The sequence below is a fragment of the Aeribacillus sp. FSL k6-2211 genome (genome assembly GCF_037966125.1).
Taxonomy (GTDB): Bacteria; Bacillota; Bacilli; order Bacillales; family Aeribacillaceae; genus Aeribacillus; species Aeribacillus composti.
On record NZ_CP150190.1, the window covers coordinates 1,628,566 to 1,644,934 of the forward strand.

The window sequence follows — 16,369 nt, forward strand, 5'->3', positions numbered from 1 at the left end:
ATGATGGAAAAATTTTTATTTTAAATGGAGTTTGATAAAAATGATCTACGATCTTATAGTCAAAAACGGCAGCGTTGTGTTTCATGACGAAGTGAAAAAAACAAATTTAGCTGTTAAAGACGGCATTGTTGTTGAAATTGGCGATGACATTGACGGGGAAGCCGATGTCGTTTGGGATGCGGAAGGCCAATACGTTTTTCCCGGATTGATTGATGTCCATGTTCATTTCAATGAACCGGGCAGAGAGGATTGGGAAGGCTTTTCAACAGGTTCATCTATGCTTGCAGCGGGCGGCTGTACAACGTTTTTTGATATGCCGCTGAACGGTGTCCCTTCTACAACTGATCTTGAAGCTCTTCGACAAAAAGGAAAAATAGGCGAGGAAAAGTCATTCGTTGACTTTGGATTGTGGGGCGGGCTTGTTCCGGGCAATGAAAATGATTTAGCGCCTCTTGCCGAAAAAGGAGTTGTCGGATTTAAAGCTTTCATGTCTCCGAGCGGCAATAAAGAGTTCGCAGCGGTTGATGATAATACGCTCTTGAATGGAATGAAAACGATCGCCGGCTTGCGTAAAATTTTGGCTCTTCATGCAGAAGACGGTGCAATGGTGCAATTTTTGCAGAGAGAAAAAGAGCGGCAAGAAAAATTCGGTCCGGACGATTATTTACAATCAAGACCGATTGCTGCGGAATGGCTAGCTGTCAGAAAAGCCATTACATTTGCGGAACAGACCGGCTGTTCTTTGCATTTCGTTCATATCAGCAGTGCAGAAGCCGTTGAAGAAATCCAGCAAGCGAAGAAAAGAGGACTTGATGTCACATTGGAAACGTGCCCGCATTATCTTTTGTTTGACCATGAACATACGAAAAAGCTTGGAGCGGTTGCAAAATGCGCTCCCCCATTGCGCGAATTAAGCGACCAAAAAAAATTGGTTGATTTGTTTTTAAAAGATCAGATTGACTTTGTCGCATCCGACCATTCCCCGTCGCCATGGAGCTTGAAAGAAGATGAAACGAATTTTTTCAATGTTTGGGGAGGAATCAGCGGGGGACAATTTACATTGATGGCGATGATCGAACTAGCGGTTCGCTATCGCATTCCTTTTCCGAAGCTGATTCATTGGACATCTGCTAGACCCGCCAAACGATTTGGATTGGACGGGAAAAAAGGGGAAATTGCAAAAGGAAAAGACGCAGATTTTGTGATTATAAGTTTAAAAGACTCCTTCACAGTCGAGAAAAACAGTTTGCTTCAAAAACACAAGCATAGTTTATATGTCAATCATACATTTCCTTGCAAAATCCTTGCGACATTTCAACGGGGGAAATTGGTATTTGACAACGGGCGCATACGGGCTTCCAAGCCTCTTGGCCAATGGCTGAAGTTATGATGGAAAGGGTAAGGGGGCTGTCTAATAAGTCGATTTTCCGGCTTATAAACGCCCCTTTAATGTTTTAGAAACGTTGATATATCAATGTTTATAATGTTTCGTTTTCAATGGATTTTGACTTTCTGGACAGCTTTTTTTTGAACGTTTTCCGTATCCTCCATTTTGCAATCATGTTCCGTGAAAAGTTTTCAAAAAAATTTTTAGCACGTTATCTGCAGCCTTAAAGGACTTGTCGGAAAACCGAAACAGGAAGTTTGGTTAGGCAAATAAAAATGTGAACAGGGGATCTGCGAATATTGAGGTTGGCCCAATAAATAAATGAATAGGTCAGTCTTACGAATTTGTTCAGCTTTTTTGCCGAGTGACAACAGGTTCGAGGTCTCCAAAAAATCGCATAGGTGCCTTCTCCTAAATCGTTACCTTTTCTTTAGAAAATTCAGGAAGAAAGAAGGTGAGGATTGCTGAAATGACTAATATGATTATTGAAAAATAAAAAGCAACATTATAATTCCCGTGGTAACTGTATAGTAAACCCGGCACATAGGCTCCTAGTGCTGATCCAATTTGGTGGCTGAAAGATAGCCAACCAATGATAAAACCAACAGAGTGTTGTTTAAAGTATTGCGTGACCAACAATTGTGTAGGAGCAACAGTGGAAAAATCAACCAATCCAAAAACGATAGCGAAAATAATTAATAGCAGAGGGTTATAGCTATAGAATAGAATAAACAACGATAATGCCCGTATAACATATAGACAGATGAGCATTTTTCGACTACTCCAGCGATCTGCTAACACACCAGAAAATAGTATTCCTACAATATTAAAAGCAGCCAATATAGTTACTGCTGCACTAGTCGCACTTGTTGGAACTCCACACAACTGGGCATAAGGGATAAGATGTGTATCCATTAAACCTGTAGTGGTAAAACCGCAAACGCTAAATGGTAAAATCAAGAACCAAAATTGTTTTTTACGAAAAGCATCCCAAATTGAAAAATCATTGAATTTACTTGGCTGTTCAGTTGTGCTTTCTTCTTGATCCATTCCGCCAATTGGCAACATACCTTTTTCATTAGGATGGTTTCGTAAAATTAACAGGACAATTGGAAACACAACAATCATTAAAAAACATCCCAAGATGATGACCGTTGCTTTCCAATTCAACCATTGAATTAATAATAGAGATCCTGGTACCAACAGCATTTGTCCGGCTCCAAACCCTGCTTCGACAATCCCTAAAGCAAATCCTCGTCTTTCATTAAACCAGTTTGTAACGACTACTGTTGCAGCCACGTTTGACGCTCCGCCAACCCCAAGTGATACAAATATGGCATATAGAATAAACAATTGCCATGGATGATGGACAAAAGCTGTTAATAGAATACTAACTGCCACCAAAAAAGTACTGACAGAAAGGATTATACGAGGCCCAAATTTATCAACTAACCTTCCTATAAATGGTTGGGAAAGTCCATAAACGATAAAGCTTAATGTCGAAATTAGCGATACCGTCCCTCTGTCCATTGAAAATTCCCTTTCCCAAGGTTCAACAAAAGCCCCGAAAGAAAGACGAACACCTTGAACAGCTAAAAGAGATAAAAACGTGACAAATAAAATAACCCAAGCATAGTGAAATCGTAACATCATTTTAGTTTAGTCTCCTAACTTCAAAATTTTAAAGATTCAATATTTTTTCTATTTTACCGAATTGGATGTTTAAGTCAAGCCATTTTTTCCAATATTTTTCTCCGTCAATCGCGACAAAAATCAGTTCATATTCCGAGATGGTGGTTATTTTACAGAAGAAGGTCTCAGTGATTTGAATAAGCCAATTGTCGTCGCCCCCAATCGTGCAAAAATCTCTGTTCAACCGATGCAAATCAAAGGATTGGCAAAGTTTTCCTAAAAATAATCAATCAAGCATTAAAAATGAAATGCGTATATAACACTTTTTTGGGGTTTTTATCTTCACTATGAGGAATTGCAAGCAAATCGAAAGAGAGAAGTTTGTTTGACGTCTGGAGGCCATTATTTATCATACAGCCAAATTGCCAATTATTTATGTTTCAAAAGGAGCCGTGCCAACAATGATTGAACGTGCGGAAAAGAAAATAGCGGAGAGAAAAACAGAAAGCCTCTTCTGCCTTTAAATGGGTAAAGAGGCTTTGTCTTTGTTTGTGCATTTACAATTGCTTCACGGTTTCGTTCGCTAATCATATGATCAGTTGTTAAAAGTGTGCCGTCTAAGTCGATTGCGATTCATTTCATTAGCATTTTTCCACTGGCGTTAGGAATTTCACTACATCGTCAACAGCTTCACAACTTGTTTTGTCCGTTCATGACTATTTATATCGGATTCAATTTTGCCGTTTTTCACGCAGTTTATAAATTCTTCTACTTCATAATACATCGTTTCAAATTTATGTTCCACGGTTAAATCTTTTATTTCACCGTTTCGATATTTGATGACAACTTTCTTCGGATCACTGATTTTGTCAATTTCAATAACACCTTTTTCTCCTTGGATTTCACTAGGGAAAAAGGAGTCTGTTATTTTGGAATACATTACGACTGCTTCAAAATTATCATAATTTAAAATCATACTTCCTTGACCGTCTGCACCGGTGGATAAGTAATAGTGATTTTTTACTATGGATTTTGGTTCGCCGACTAGATGAACAATTGGTGCTAAGCAGTATACACCCAAATCCATTTTCGAACCGTTTCCTAATTCCGGTTTAAAGGCGTTTTCAATAATTCCTTCTTTATATTTATCATATCGTGAAGAATATTGATTGTAATGGAAAACAAATCGTCTGATCGGAGCGATTTCGTCAAGATGTTTTTTTAAATTTAAAAAGGTCGGTGTAACGGTTGATTTCATCGCTTCCATAAACATGGCATTGTAAGTTTTGGCTGTTTGAATGACCTCATCCATTTCTTGCACGGACGTTACTGCCGGCTTTTCGCAAAGAACGTGAATTCTATTTTTCATGGCCAAAATACTTTGTTCGGCATGGAATTTGTTGGGGGATGCAATATAAACGGCGTCAATATTGCCGCTTTGAAACATTTCTTCAAGGTTGGTGTACACGTGTTTTATTTGATATTTTTCGGCAAACATTTTTGCTTTTTCCATTGTTCTCGAATAAACAGCGCCGAGGGAAAATTCCGGGTGTGCGCTTGCAGCTTTTATAAAATGGTCGGTAATCCAGTTTGTTCCTATAATACCAAATCTCATAACGAATCCCACCTTTATTGTTCATATTTGTACATGAATATCATATTATAACATGTTCTGCAGCAGCTTTTTATTCGATTATCTTTTTTTTTTGAACTAACTTAAAACTCCATGTCAATAAAAGCCAAAACATACTAACATAGTAAGAGCTGTCTGAAAAGTCCCGAAAAAAAGAGTAAACGACAGTTTCTTTTCATCTGCTTATCTGTTTTGATCGAATTTCTGAAAAGGATAAACCGGCATTCAGAGTGGGAGCAACCCAACTCGCTTGGTCAATCGGACCGACCATTACATTTATACTGGCCGTATTATTGGTACCCTTAAGATTATTCGGTTCGGGATTGCCTTGGCACCGAATACGCAAGGAAAAACATTGCGGGAATTGAAAAAGAACGGTATGGAATTTTGGAAACGGAAGAAAAAGTTACGAATATTTAGAGAAGTTGCTTCACGACTTGCTTAAGCAGCTTGGTAATCCTTTGTCTCGCATCGTGTGAGTAAAATGTTTGTGGGAGAAATTCTTAGAATTCCCCGATGAGGGGGTTGGGAACGTAGGTTCGCAATCCCCCTCATCGGGGCCACCAAGCAAAGCGCGGTAGGATCCCAAGCAGGAAACATGAAAAAAGGACTCTCTCCCTGGTAAGATGTTCATTGACCACACCACAAACAGGAGGAGAGAGTCCCATGAATATTCAACAACATCTTACCACAAATTCGTTGACATGGAAAGAGATCGAACTTGATTTGTTTCGAGCCTTGCAAAACGCCTTCACCGAGCTGTTTACGGCTTTGTTGGAGGACATCGACCGACAATTGGCGGAAACCCGGGACAAGCGCCGGTACCACTTGAAAGACAAACGACGCACCACGATTCAAACCCTGTTTGGCGAAGTTACCTTTGAGCGAAACTACTATTTAGACCGAGAACAAAACCGTTACACGTTTTTGCTTGACTCCTTTTTAGCGTTTGATGGATCACAGTCAATCAGCCCTTGTCTAGAAGAAACAGCGGTGGGATTGGCTATGGAGTGCTCTTCCTATCGCAAAGCGGCTCATACGCTTGCCCAGATGGTCGGGTATCCGGTGATGAGCCATGAGGCGATCCGCCAGTTGGTGCTCGAGGCTGAAGTTCCGCTGCACTGCCCGGTTGACCAGCGATATGGACGGGTGCTGTTTGTGGAGGCCGATGGACTGTTTGTCTCTCGCCAAGGGAAGGGAAAACGGGCCAAGGAAGACAAAATCCTGACCGTTCACGAAGGGTGGAAGCGCAACGGCTCACGGATCGAATTCGTGAATCAGCGCCATTACGTCCATGAGGGCAAGAGGGAGGTGTGGGAAGGCTTCGAGGAATTTTTGATGAACGAATATGCCTATGATCCGTGTCGGGATCTTCTTGTCATCAACGGGGACGGCGCTCCATGGATTACCGCATGCCGGGAGTATTTCAAAGGACGGGTCTGCTTCCAATTGGATCGATTCCACGTGGCGCGTGAGTTGCGCCAATGCCTCTCGGGCCATCCACGGTGGCAGGCGATTCGGCAAAAGCTGGCGAAGCAGGATGAAGAGAAGCTGCTTGTGGAACTGAACAGCGCCCTCGGCACGCTGGGGGACGAAGCGAAAGAACAACAGCTGGCTGCCTTGATCCACCGGATCGAATCGATGCCGGGATGCATCCGTGATTACCGGGAATGGCTGAAGGAGCAAGGAGTGGACACAACGGGCATGTATCCGATGGGGAGGGCTGAAAGCGTGATGAGCCAGCTGGCGTATCGGGTGAAATACCGCCGCAGTTGGACAGACAAGGGACTCAGGACGTTTTTCAAGGCAATGATTGCCCGGATGGATGGGATTCGTCTTTTCGGACGTCGTTTCGGAGAAGAATCGTCGCATCCGGCGGAGGAAACGGCATCTACCAAACAGACGATCGTGAACAAGGCGAAACAACGCATCCGCCGTCTTCTTCCAGAGGTAACGCGGAAACAAGCCATATTTACAGCAATCGTCCGGGACTCCGATCTATCATGCCCTGTCTGAACTCAAGGGATGGTAAAAAAAGGTATACATATCGGTCTGTCATGGCAAGGGATGAGAGTCCGAAAGCGCTTACGGATGAAATTCAAAAAAATGGTTCGCCAATCTATGACTTACACCTGTTTTCAGCGAACCAAAAAAGTTCCCACAAAATCTTGACTGACTCAAGCGGACACATAAACATTGGTACCGTCAAGAATTTTGTGTAATGTAAGATAGATAAGGTATCTCTGAAATGGATTTAGAATAGAGGGGGGATATTTCCTCCACACAAGAGACTGAATATTCAGTCTCTTGTGTGGAAAGGGAGAATCCCCTTATTTTGTTTATTTACAATATTTGGTTAATGATAACGTTCTTCAAACATTCGCTCGAGGGCTTCATGCGCTTCGGCAAATCCTCGCAACTTTCGCCCTGCCCATTTCTCATTAAAATCTTGAATGGTCAAATACACGATTTTTTCAGCGGCTTCTAAACTATTCAAACTGTTCATCGGTTTTAGGCGTTTCCGAATCTCCTTGATCGTTCGTTCGATGGCATTGGTCGTGTAAATCACACTTCGAATACTGCTTGGATAATCCATAAATGTAAGGAGGACATCCAACTCATTGGCCCAAGATTGGACTTCCCTTGGGTACTCGCGAGACCATTTGGATTGAAACTGTTGAAACATCTCCAATGCGATTTCTTTATTCGGAGAACGATAAATGAGTTTCAGATCCTCCGCCATTTCGAATTGGTCTTTTTTCCGAACACGACTGAGCGTGTTACGGACTTTGTGAACGACACAACGCTGTACATCGGCTTTCGGATACACCGCCTTAAAGGCTTCCTCTAGACCCGGTAGTCCATCGAATACGCCCAGAAGCACTTCCTTGACGCCTCTTTTGTAGAGGTTTTGAAGAATTTCCTGCCATACATAGGCACTTTCTTGTCCTCCCACAAAGAAATCAAGAATTTCGCGATACCCTTCTTCATTCACCCCTAACACCACATAAATGACTTCTTTCTCCACGGTTTCGCAACGAAGTTTTGCGTATAAGCCATCCAAATATAAGACCGAATAACGCTTGTGTAGAGGGCGAGTGTGCCATTTCTCGATGTCTTCCTTCACGACATCGGTAATACGACTGATTGTTGCGGGAGAATAGGCATTGCCTAAAATTCGTTCAATAAACTTGCCAATTTCACGCGTACTCATGCCACTTTGATACATCCTGATGATGGCTTCCTCCAGCCAGCCGGTGTGGCGTTGGTAAGGAGCGAACAATTGGGTTTGAAATTCTCCGTTTCGGTCTCTAGGGACCAAAAGACCTTCAATCCGGCCATATTGCGTATCTAGATTTCGTTGATAGTAGCCGTTTCTCATATTTGATGTTCCGGCCTGTTCTATTTCGAGGAAATTCTTGATTTCTTCCCGCATGATCAGTTCTAATTTTTCCTTTACAAACTGACGAATGACACTTTCCAGTTGATTTGCCCAGTCGACATTCGGTATACTTCTTTTAGACATAGGTAGGGTTCTCCTTTCTCTGGAATGTGTTGTGGTCCAAATCAGAGAATACCCTACCTTTTTTCTTTTGGTCTAGCAAAATGCTTTACACAAAATTTTATACATCATCTGCTGGTTAGCCAGCAGTTTTTTGTAAACATACTGTGCTCGTTTCCAATCCGCCGCTTATGTTTAGTTTTTTTTTCATTGGTTTATACTAACAAAAGCAGTTTAATCACACTAAAGGGAAGTTGAGGTTCGTGAAAAAGATATGGAATCTTTATGTTCACGATATGAAGCAAATAGCAACAAACTGGGTAGCGGCGGTATTGGTAGGCGGATTGCTTCTTCTGCCATCGCTTTATGCGTGGGTGAATATCGAAGCTTCTATTGATCCGTATGCCAACACGAGAAACATTAAAGTAGGAATTGTCAATGAAGACAAAGGGGCAAAAATTCAAGGACATGCGTTTAACGCCGGAAAAGAAATTGTTAGGGCGCTACGAAACAATCATGACTTAGGCTGGAAATTTGTTGGCAAACAAGAAGGAATGAAAAACGTCCGCTATGGCGATTATTTTGCGACGATCGTCATTCCAAGCGATTTTTCAGAAAAATTGGCTACCATTGTGCAAGATAGGCCGGAGCAGGCCGTCATTCATTACTATGAAAATGACAAAAAGAACGCGATTGCGCCGAGAATCACATCCAAAGGAGCAAGCACCATCACCGAGCAAGTAAGCGATCAATTTGTCGCTGTTGTCAACAGCGTTTTGTTTTCTATCTTTCATGAAGCGGGGGTGGCATTAGAACAACAGCTGCCAGATATTCGCCATTTTGAGACCCTGATTTTTCAGCTGCAGACGAAGCTGCCGGAAATCAAGCGGCTGTTAAACCAATCGATGTCCGACGCGAAAGAGGCGGAACGGCTCGTCAATAAAGCGGAAAAAACGCTTCCCGAAGCGAAACGGATCGTCAACAGCGGCATTGCGTTTCTTGATGAAATGAATCAGTTTTTCACGAAAGCGGAAGCAAAAGCAAAGACATTGACGCCGCAAATCACGGAAAATTTGCGTACGCTGCAGCAAATCGCCATGTCCATCTATGCCGTAACTAACAAGCTGCAAGAAAACCTTTCCCTTGCCCAGCAGCGGCAATGGCTTTCCGACGTCCAGAGCATGGCCGCAGCTGGGGAACAAATGGCAGATGAAGCGCAAACACAGCTTCGCATATTCAATAACATGATCGAAAAGCGAGCTTTCTCTCGCACGGCTTCCGCCAATATGGAACAATTGTCCGGCCGTCTGACAGGCATAAAATCCAATTTAAGAGAAGCACAACGCCTTGCCAAGTTAGCGTACGAGCAAAGTGAAAACGGGGCGCAGCTAGGCAACCATCTTCTCACCGACCTAAATGAGCGGGCGGCAGCTGCGGTAAAGCAAGTCGATCGGGTGATGAATGAATACGAGCAACATATCGCACCACTCATGAAAGAAAAAAAGAACGAAACGAAGCAGACGCTTCAAGACGCCCGCCGCATACTCGCGGACATCGCCAACACCATTCTGGAATTAGAGCGGTTTCTTCAGCACGCCGGCAGCGGTCTCAAGCAGGGGGAAGAAATGTTGCAGACGGCAAGCGATCAGTATCCGTTTCTTGCGCGGAAAGTCAACGATATCGCTTCCTTTCTTGTAAAATTGAAAAAAGAGACAAACATCTACGACATCATTCGTTTATTAAAAAATGATCCAAGAGCAAAAGGTGAATTTTTGGCCCATCCCGTCGACTTAAAGACGCATAGATTGTTTCCGTTTCCGAACTATGGATCGGGGATGAACCCGTTTTATACCGTCTTGTCCATATGGGTGGGCTGTCTGCTGTTAGTGTCGTTACTTTCTACCGAACCTTATGAGGCAGAAGGGTATACCAGCAGAGAAATTTATTTTGGCCGGCTGCTGACGTTTTGGACATGCAGCAGTATTCAGGCGCTTATTGTCACGTTAGGAGATGTATTTCTTTTAAAGAATATTTATATTCATGACTCCGGCTGGTTCATCCTCTTTGGGCTGTTATGCAGCTTTGTGTTTATTGTCATTGTCTTTACGCTCGTATCAGTATTCAGCGACGTCGGCAAGGCGCTGGCCATCGTCCTGCTCGTTTTCCAAATCGCCGGAGCAGGGGGGACGTATCCGGTTCAGCTTATTCCGGAATTTTTCCAAAACATCAACCCGTTTTTGCCGTTTACGTATGCGATTGATTTGATGCGCGAAGCAGTCGGCGGCATTGTGTGGGGAAAAGTGAAAAACGATGCGGTTCGTCTCATGATGTTTGCCGTCCTGGCTCTCTTATTAGGTACGCTTCTGAAAGAACCGTTGAACAAATACATGCATTCGCTGCATGCGAAAGCGAAAAAAAGCGGATTGTTTCATTAAACCATGCGGCATAGGCAAAATGACCGCCTGGCTTTTTTGTTTATATCCGATGACGCCATCGATGGGAAACAGAAACAGCCAGCGCGGATATGGACGCTGTTTTAAAAAAAATAGATTCGTTACGGCGGAAGGCACGGATTTGATTCGTGCCTTTTTTCATGACGAAGTTGCAAATGATTTGACAAATGAATGCATGTATAATATCCATCTTGGAATGAGGCTTTGAAAACGAACCGGACCAAACGGTATAGAGGCTAACTTTAGTGGGCTACACCATTAAAGACATCGCGTTGAGGGCTGGTGTTTCGAAGTCGACGGTTTCGCGCATCATTTCGGGAAAAGGGGTTGCAAGTCCAGAGACGCGTGAAAAAAGTATTAAAGATGAAGGAGCTGCAGTATAAACCAAATGCCTTGGCAAGGGCGATGGTTTCGCAGCGAACGAACAATATAAGCGTAGTGGTTTATCATTCACGTTCTCCAATGGCTTCGATCCTATAATTTTTCTTGAAACATGCTCATTTTCCTGCTTTTCCAAAAGTTTGTTATTCTACAGTAACAGATAGTTAAAGATGGAAACTTCTTGTATACTAAATACGTATAACCATTACGTCGATGGATTGTCTTTGTTTAAGGGGGATAGAGAAATCATGAATGGAGAGCCCGGAAAAAGAATCTCCGAACGAGCGCTATCGGTATGGCGGATATACGGCATGATCGGATTGGCCGTTTCTTTTATCGTCTTTGCGGCTATCATTGTCCTTATTATCGTTTTTGACGGACCGAAATGGATTATTCCGATGCTGATTATTATATTGATTGGAGAAGGCTATTTTTTTATCTTCTTTATTCCCGCATTGCGTTGGCGGAGATGGCGTTATGAAGTGCGTGAACAGGAAATCGAGATTCAAAAAGTCCTGCGGTAATATGTCAAGGTGAAAAATCATAGAAATTGGAAATTCCCTTGTCCGATGATCCGAAAAAAGGCAATACTGAAGAAACCCAGTATTGGTACATGTAATAAACTGGGTCTAAAGGTTGATATTGGTATACCAGATCGATCCTCTTATCGATCTTCCCCCTTTCTTGGCGTGTAGATTTGACCGTTGCGTAGCAGCGCATCGATCACATGCACGAGTTTTCTAGCGGTGAGGACGAGGGCTCGTTTATGTTGGTGTTTGGGCACTTCCTCATACTTCTTCCGGTAGTACGCACGAAACGTCGCATCATGCCGTTGCACCGAGTTGGCAGCCTCCACTAGGTAGTAACGGAGATAGCGATTGCCGGAACGAATGAGGGAGGTGTCCTCGGCTTGAAAACGGCCCGATTGGTGCTTGGACCATGTCAAGCCGGCATATTTTGCCAAGGCGGCCTGGTTGTGAAACCGCTCGATTTGCCCGATTTCGGCCAGGATGCCTGCGGTATAAACCGGTCCGATGCCTGGGATGGTTTGCAGTGTGTTCGGAATGCCTTCAAGATGGCGGGTAATGGCTTTATCGAGCTCTTTGAGCTGCGATTGCAGGCTGCGGATTGATTGAATCGACAGCCCTAACAGCAAGTCGATGGAATCCTCGACACACTTGGACAACCGATACGACGAACGGGCCGCCTTTTGAATCGACTTGGCGATGCATTCCGGATCGGCAAAGCGATTGCGCCCTTTTTGGCGCAGGAAGTCGGCCAACTGCTTGACATCCATTTGGCAGATGTCATCGAGGCTCCACGACTCAAGCAGCAGTTCGAGAATGGCATGTCCGAAGATCGAACTGTCCACCTCTTGGGTAAAGGAACTGCATTTGTAAAACAAGTGCTGGAGAAAATACTGTTTCTCACGGGTTAACTGGTGGACGAGATGATATCGCATGCGTGTCAGTCGCTGAAGCGCGAGAAACTGCTCCTTGAGGACAGCCGTCATCTTCAGACGGCCGAAGCGAAGCCGATCCGCAATGATCCAAGCATCGATGTCATCCGTTTTCTCCAAGTCGACATAGGCTTCTTTAAACTTGCGAATGAGCTTTGGATTGATCGTAAACACCTTGACGTTCCAAGCCTGCAAGGCCTCCTGCTGGTGGAAAAACATAGCTGGATGCCAACTGTAGACCGAGGTGGCTTCCATCCCGATCAGAATTTCGGTTGGCTTTCGCTTGTTAGCCCACAGGAGGATTTGATCCCGAAGGAAGGTGGCGCCCAGAAGATGATTATCCACTTTGAAGCGTGCGCACGTATTTCCTTCATGATCCATAATGCAGGTGGCTAAGTCGCGTGAGCTCACGTCGATCCCGACGTAGAGTTTCATGAGATCACCTCCTATTGTTGTAGGATCGAGGGGTTGGACTCTTCGGGATGCCCCCGGATCGCGCCTGTTGACCAGTCACCCTCGCATATGAGAACTCACGTTGGACCATGGGCTGCCCTGGAAGCTGCTCCTTCCAGCATGGGGAAAACCAACGGGAACAGCCTGCGGGTTAGACGTCCAAACAGGAGCCGGGAAGACAGACTTTACAAGTAGTCAAAGCTACAGGAGTGAGAAGAGTATCCCCGATGATCCTAAGACCATTATCCAGGAACATTGCGAAAAGTCCAACCCCGGTACGCTGAACCCTTTGTGGGAGGGGCGCGCCCCTCCCACAAAGGTAACCACCCAAGATATGCGATTGTCAAGGAGCGTATCGGACTGGAAATTCGATAAAAAAACTTTCTGAAACTTAGTATACGAGGACTGTTTGTCGTGAAACGTACATTGATTCCAATGATTCGGGTCCAGCATGTTGATTCAAGTCAAGGGCCATTATTAAAAAAATACAGACTGGCATCCGTCACCATTTCCACTGCCGCAACGGTGCATGAAATTCCGGCACTTGATGAGGAGGAAGCGGAGGAGCTGCGTTATTCTATTTCCAGATTGGCGAGGGTGGCGGATGAAGATGTCTAAGAAAAAACGACTGCACCCCATTTCCGTTGTAGCCAATATCGTAAAACAACTGAAAGACGCGATTTTACCGATCATTCTCGTCATTATTGTCGGGAATAAAACGATTTCCTCTATGTGGGATATCGCCGTGCCGTTTGCCATTATCATTTATACGATTGTCATTGGAATTGTTTCTTGGATTCGCTTTACCTATCGTTTGGAAGAAGGGGAATTGCGAATCGAATATGGCGTTTTTGTAAGAAAAAACGGTACATTCCTTTTGAACGCATTCAAGGCATTTCCATATCACAAGGCTTTCTGCAAAGAATGTTTGGAGTTGTAAAAGTAAATGTAGAAACAGCTGGCAATCAGCTGGGAGAAGCGGAGGGCTTGTCTAAAAAGTCCATAAAAACAGAGCGAATGGAGAAAACAATGAGTTTTTCCATTCGCTCTGTTTCCTTATTTTTGAAATTGGTTTGGGAATTTGCGGCCCATTTCAGTATGTTGTGGGCCATTGCCACAATCCCGAATTCTGTTCGGACTTTATGAAGCCCCCGTAACAGAAATCGAGTGAAACGCAAATTGCCCTTGATGTTACCGAACACACTTTCGACATCCACTTTACGCTTCGCATAAAGAGCTGCCTTTTGTTCGTCACCAAGAGCTGCTTTGGCTTTCGCTTTCATTTCTTCATAAATCGTGTTCCAATATACTCGACGATTTCCTTTGGCTTTCGTACACCCATTCTTCAACGGGCAATCCGTACAATCTTCACACTCGTACACTTTCAAATCTTGTATGTATCCAGATGCATTTTTTCTTTTTTGATAATACTTGAATACGACTTTCCGATTGTTCGGACAGATAAAGCAATCGTCTTCTTCGATGTATTTCCAGTTTTGTACTTTTGATAAATCCTTTTTAAACTTTTTACTTTGTTCCTTCAAATAGGTTTGGTATGGGGCTAATAATTCAAAACGAGGTTCTTTTTCTTCGCCAATCGCATATAAATAGTTTTCTTCACTCGCATATCCTGCATCGGCAATGACATACTTGAGTTTCTTTTCCTTCGGCATCGATTCCAATAACTTTTCCATAAATGGTTGGAAACAGCGAGTATCTCCTGGATTTTGATAAATTTCAAATCCCACGATAAATTGATGTTGTGTGGCGAGTTGAACATTATAACCCGCCTTGAGTTGGCCGTTTTTCATATGGTCCTCTTTCATTCGCATAAAAGTGGCCTCATGGTCGGTTTTCGAGTAGCTATTTCGTTCACCTAGAATCTGTTTTTGTACTTTGTATTTTCGTAATCGTGGAAGATAATCCGTTTGAATCGTTTTCAGTTGTTTGGTGAGTTGGGATTTTTTAGAGCGAAGTTCTTTTTTCTTTCTTTGTCTTCTTCCTGTTTATAATCTTTTTCCAAAGCTTCTATTCTCTCAGAAAGTTGTGCCGATGATTTTTCTAATTCTTCTTCTAATTGTTCTTCTTTTAATTCCTCCAAGGCGATTTGGTGCGCTTCTTGTAGAAACGATTGAATTTTGGCTCGTAGTTTCTGATCATATTTTTCTACGGATTTTCGCCATACAAACGTATATTTGTTGGCATTCGCTTCTATTTTCGTACCATCCACAAAAATATGGTCGAGGTCGATAAGTCCTTGTTCTACTAGTTGAAGGACAAATTGTTCAAATACAGAATCCATCATGTTTGACATACGAACACTACGAAAATCATTTATTGTGCGATGGTCAGGGGTTTGCAATCCCGCCAACCACATCATCGGAAGATTTTCTTTCACCATTTGCGCTATTTTCCGACTTGAATAAACATTTTGAGTGTACGCATATAAAATCACTTTCAATAACATTTTAGGGTGATAGGGTGCACGACCCCCACCAACATAATGAGTATACAACACTTCATCCGGAATCGATTCCACCATTTCATCCACTAAACGGGCGACATGATTTTCAGGAATATACATTTCGATATCTAAAATGCTCATGACTTGACGATTGCAATAAGGTTGGAAAACTAGTTTTTTGCGTTTCTTATTCTTTTGAACCTCTATTTTTTGAATACCCTCTAGAGTCATTTCTAATTGCGTGTTATAATTTTCTTGAATAGTCATTTGATTATTCATAAGAAATCGTCCTTTCTGTAGAATGTTTTTTGGTCAATTTCATTCTATAAAAAAGGACGATTTTTTTGTACCCTAAAAACAGAAAAAAGGGCTGAGCCCAAGGTCGATTCAATCGACTTTTCGGACAGCCCCATCGTTGCCTTTGATCATTTCTCCGTTTTCGTTTACAAAAATGAGGCGAGCTTATATCATTTATCCACCTTTTTCGATTTAAAGATGAAGCTCGTTTCGCCGACTGATTACATTGAAAAGTATAAGCAATATGTACAAAAAACATTCGGCATTGATATTGAACAGCAGGAAAGTGTTAGGATTTTCTTGAAAATGAAAGACTGGTCGCCGCTTCCGCATAGTAAAATGAATTACATGCCTTTAAATAATTATAAAAAAACCCTCGTATTACCGACTGTTCAATCGCTGCTCAATAACGAAAAAGAGCAACGTCAAAGCAAGCAAAAAAATAATCACCAGTCGTACAAAACAAAAAAGAAAAATCCATCAAACTGTTCCAATAAACACAAAGTAAACGATCGGACTCAAAGTATAAACACTGCCCTTGCGGATCAGTTGAAAAAAATATATCGACAAGAAAAATAATAATCTCTGTTAAGCGTTAAAGCGTTTCCTTCATTTTTTCAAAAGAAGCTTTTGTTTGAGAGAATTTACCCGTGCCCCCATCAAGTGTAGGGAGATGGTGGGGGCATGTCATGAAAGAATAGAGAGGAG

The 16,369-nt window shown here is 42.8% G+C and carries 12 protein-coding genes and 3 pseudogenes; 9 read left to right on the forward strand and 6 right to left on the reverse strand.

Annotated elements, in window-relative coordinates; translation table 11 throughout:
* Positions 1–40 precede the first annotated feature (40 nt).
* Positions 41–1,390 (forward strand): allantoinase, encoded by a 1,350-nt coding sequence (locus tag NSU19_RS07950; protein WP_339199674.1) that lies wholly within the window; start codon positions 41–43, stop codon positions 1,388–1,390.
* 408 nt (positions 1,391–1,798) lie between these two features.
* On the opposite strand, the gene NSU19_RS07955 is transcribed toward NSU19_RS07950, so the two are convergent.
* Together NSU19_RS07955 and NSU19_RS07960 are read right to left on the reverse strand one after the other, a co-directional pair.
* Positions 1,799–3,040, reverse strand: a complete 1,242-nt coding sequence (locus tag NSU19_RS07955; RefSeq protein ID WP_066249019.1) for an MFS transporter — start codon at positions 3,038–3,040, stop codon at positions 1,799–1,801.
* Positions 3,041–3,692: 652 nt separating this feature from the next.
* Positions 3,693–4,634 (reverse strand): Gfo/Idh/MocA family oxidoreductase, encoded by a 942-nt coding sequence (locus NSU19_RS07960; RefSeq protein WP_063386903.1) that lies wholly within the window; start codon positions 4,632–4,634, stop codon positions 3,693–3,695.
* Positions 4,635–5,318: 684 nt separating this feature from the next.
* Between NSU19_RS07960 and NSU19_RS07965 the strand changes: the two are divergent.
* Positions 5,319–6,684: pseudogene (locus NSU19_RS07965) on the forward strand (ISLre2 family transposase).
* A 324-nt stretch (positions 6,685–7,008) separates the two neighbouring features.
* Here the strand turns inward: NSU19_RS07965 and NSU19_RS07970 are convergent.
* The gene (locus tag NSU19_RS07970) at positions 7,009–8,178 is read right to left on the reverse strand and encodes an IS256 family transposase (protein ID WP_339199677.1); all 1,170 of its coding nucleotides are present in this window, start codon (positions 8,176–8,178) and stop codon (positions 7,009–7,011) included.
* A gap of 239 nt (positions 8,179–8,417) precedes the next feature.
* Here NSU19_RS07970 and NSU19_RS07975 point away from each other — a divergent pair, with 239 nt between their 5' ends.
* The 3 genes from NSU19_RS07975 to NSU19_RS07985 all read left to right on the forward strand — a co-directional run bounded on the left by NSU19_RS07975 (position 8,418) and on the right by NSU19_RS07985 (position 11,512).
* Positions 8,418–10,589, forward strand: coding sequence for a YhgE/Pip domain-containing protein (locus NSU19_RS07975; RefSeq protein WP_339199680.1), 2,172 nt, complete (start codon positions 8,418–8,420; stop codon positions 10,587–10,589).
* 263 nt (positions 10,590–10,852) lie between these two features.
* Positions 10,853–10,990: a LacI family DNA-binding transcriptional regulator gene (locus tag NSU19_RS07980; protein WP_233504918.1), complete on the forward strand. Its 138-nt coding sequence runs from the start codon at positions 10,853–10,855 to the stop codon at positions 10,988–10,990.
* 246 nt (positions 10,991–11,236) lie between these two features.
* Positions 11,237–11,512: a hypothetical protein gene (locus NSU19_RS07985; RefSeq protein ID WP_245566479.1), complete on the forward strand. Its 276-nt coding sequence runs from the start codon at positions 11,237–11,239 to the stop codon at positions 11,510–11,512.
* A 140-nt stretch (positions 11,513–11,652) separates the two neighbouring features.
* On the opposite strand, the gene NSU19_RS07990 is transcribed toward NSU19_RS07985, so the two are convergent.
* A complete protein-coding gene (locus tag NSU19_RS07990) occupies positions 11,653–12,882 on the reverse strand; it encodes an IS110 family transposase (protein ID WP_339199683.1) in 1,230 nt (409 codons plus the stop codon).
* 420 nt (positions 12,883–13,302) lie between these two features.
* On the opposite strand from NSU19_RS07990, the pseudogene NSU19_RS07995 reads away from it, so the two are divergent.
* The 3 genes and pseudogenes from NSU19_RS07995 to NSU19_RS08005 all read left to right on the forward strand — a co-directional run.
* Positions 13,303–13,518: pseudogene (locus tag NSU19_RS07995) on the forward strand (PH domain-containing protein); the annotation flags it as partial.
* A complete protein-coding gene (locus NSU19_RS08000) occupies positions 13,511–13,840 on the forward strand; it encodes a hypothetical protein (RefSeq protein WP_339200069.1) in 330 nt (109 codons plus the stop codon). The pseudogene NSU19_RS07995 and the gene NSU19_RS08000, both read left to right, overlap by 8 nt.
* Positions 13,816–14,046 (forward strand): hypothetical protein, encoded by a 231-nt coding sequence (locus NSU19_RS08005; protein ID WP_339199990.1) that lies wholly within the window; start codon positions 13,816–13,818, stop codon positions 14,044–14,046. Before NSU19_RS08000 ends, NSU19_RS08005 begins: the two co-directional genes overlap by 25 nt.
* Positions 14,047–14,048: 2 nt before the next feature.
* On the opposite strand, the pseudogene NSU19_RS08010 reads toward NSU19_RS08005, so the two are convergent.
* Both NSU19_RS08010 and NSU19_RS08015 read right to left on the reverse strand, forming a co-directional pair.
* Positions 14,049–14,732, reverse strand: a pseudogene (locus tag NSU19_RS08010) (transposase); the annotation flags it as partial.
* Positions 14,733–14,839: 107 nt separating this feature from the next.
* Complete coding sequence (locus tag NSU19_RS08015) at positions 14,840–15,643, reverse strand: transposase (RefSeq protein WP_339199687.1); 804 nt, start codon at positions 15,641–15,643, stop codon at positions 14,840–14,842.
* Between the two features lie 216 nt (positions 15,644–15,859).
* On the opposite strand from NSU19_RS08015, the gene NSU19_RS08020 reads away from it, so the two are divergent.
* Positions 15,860–16,240: a hypothetical protein gene (locus tag NSU19_RS08020; protein WP_339195156.1), complete on the forward strand. Its 381-nt coding sequence runs from the start codon at positions 15,860–15,862 to the stop codon at positions 16,238–16,240.
* The last annotated feature ends 129 nt before the right edge of the window (positions 16,241–16,369 follow it).

Bases quoted from the DNA above. Each gene is read 5' to 3' on its own strand.
- NSU19_RS07950 (WP_339199674.1), top strand. From the start codon at position 41: ATGATCTACGATCTTATAGTCAAAAACGGCAGCGTTGTGTTTCATGAC.
- NSU19_RS07955 (WP_066249019.1), bottom strand. From the start codon at position 3,040: ATGATGTTACGATTTCACTATGCTTGGGTTATTTTATTTGTCACGTTT.
- NSU19_RS07960 (WP_063386903.1), bottom strand. From the start codon at position 4,634: ATGAGATTTGGTATTATAGGAACAAACTGGATTACCGACCATTTTATA.
- NSU19_RS07970 (WP_339199677.1), bottom strand. From the start codon at position 8,178: ATGTCTAAAAGAAGTATACCGAATGTCGACTGGGCAAATCAACTGGAA.
- NSU19_RS07985 (WP_245566479.1), top strand. From the start codon at position 11,237: ATGAATGGAGAGCCCGGAAAAAGAATCTCCGAACGAGCGCTATCGGTA.
- NSU19_RS07990 (WP_339199683.1), bottom strand. From the start codon at position 12,882: ATGAAACTCTACGTCGGGATCGACGTGAGCTCACGCGACTTAGCCACC.
- NSU19_RS08000 (WP_339200069.1), top strand. From the start codon at position 13,511: ATGTCTAAGAAAAAACGACTGCACCCCATTTCCGTTGTAGCCAATATC.
- NSU19_RS08015 (WP_339199687.1), bottom strand. From the start codon at position 15,643: ATGAATAATCAAATGACTATTCAAGAAAATTATAACACGCAATTAGAA.
- NSU19_RS08020 (WP_339195156.1), top strand. From the start codon at position 15,860: ATGAAGCTCGTTTCGCCGACTGATTACATTGAAAAGTATAAGCAATAT.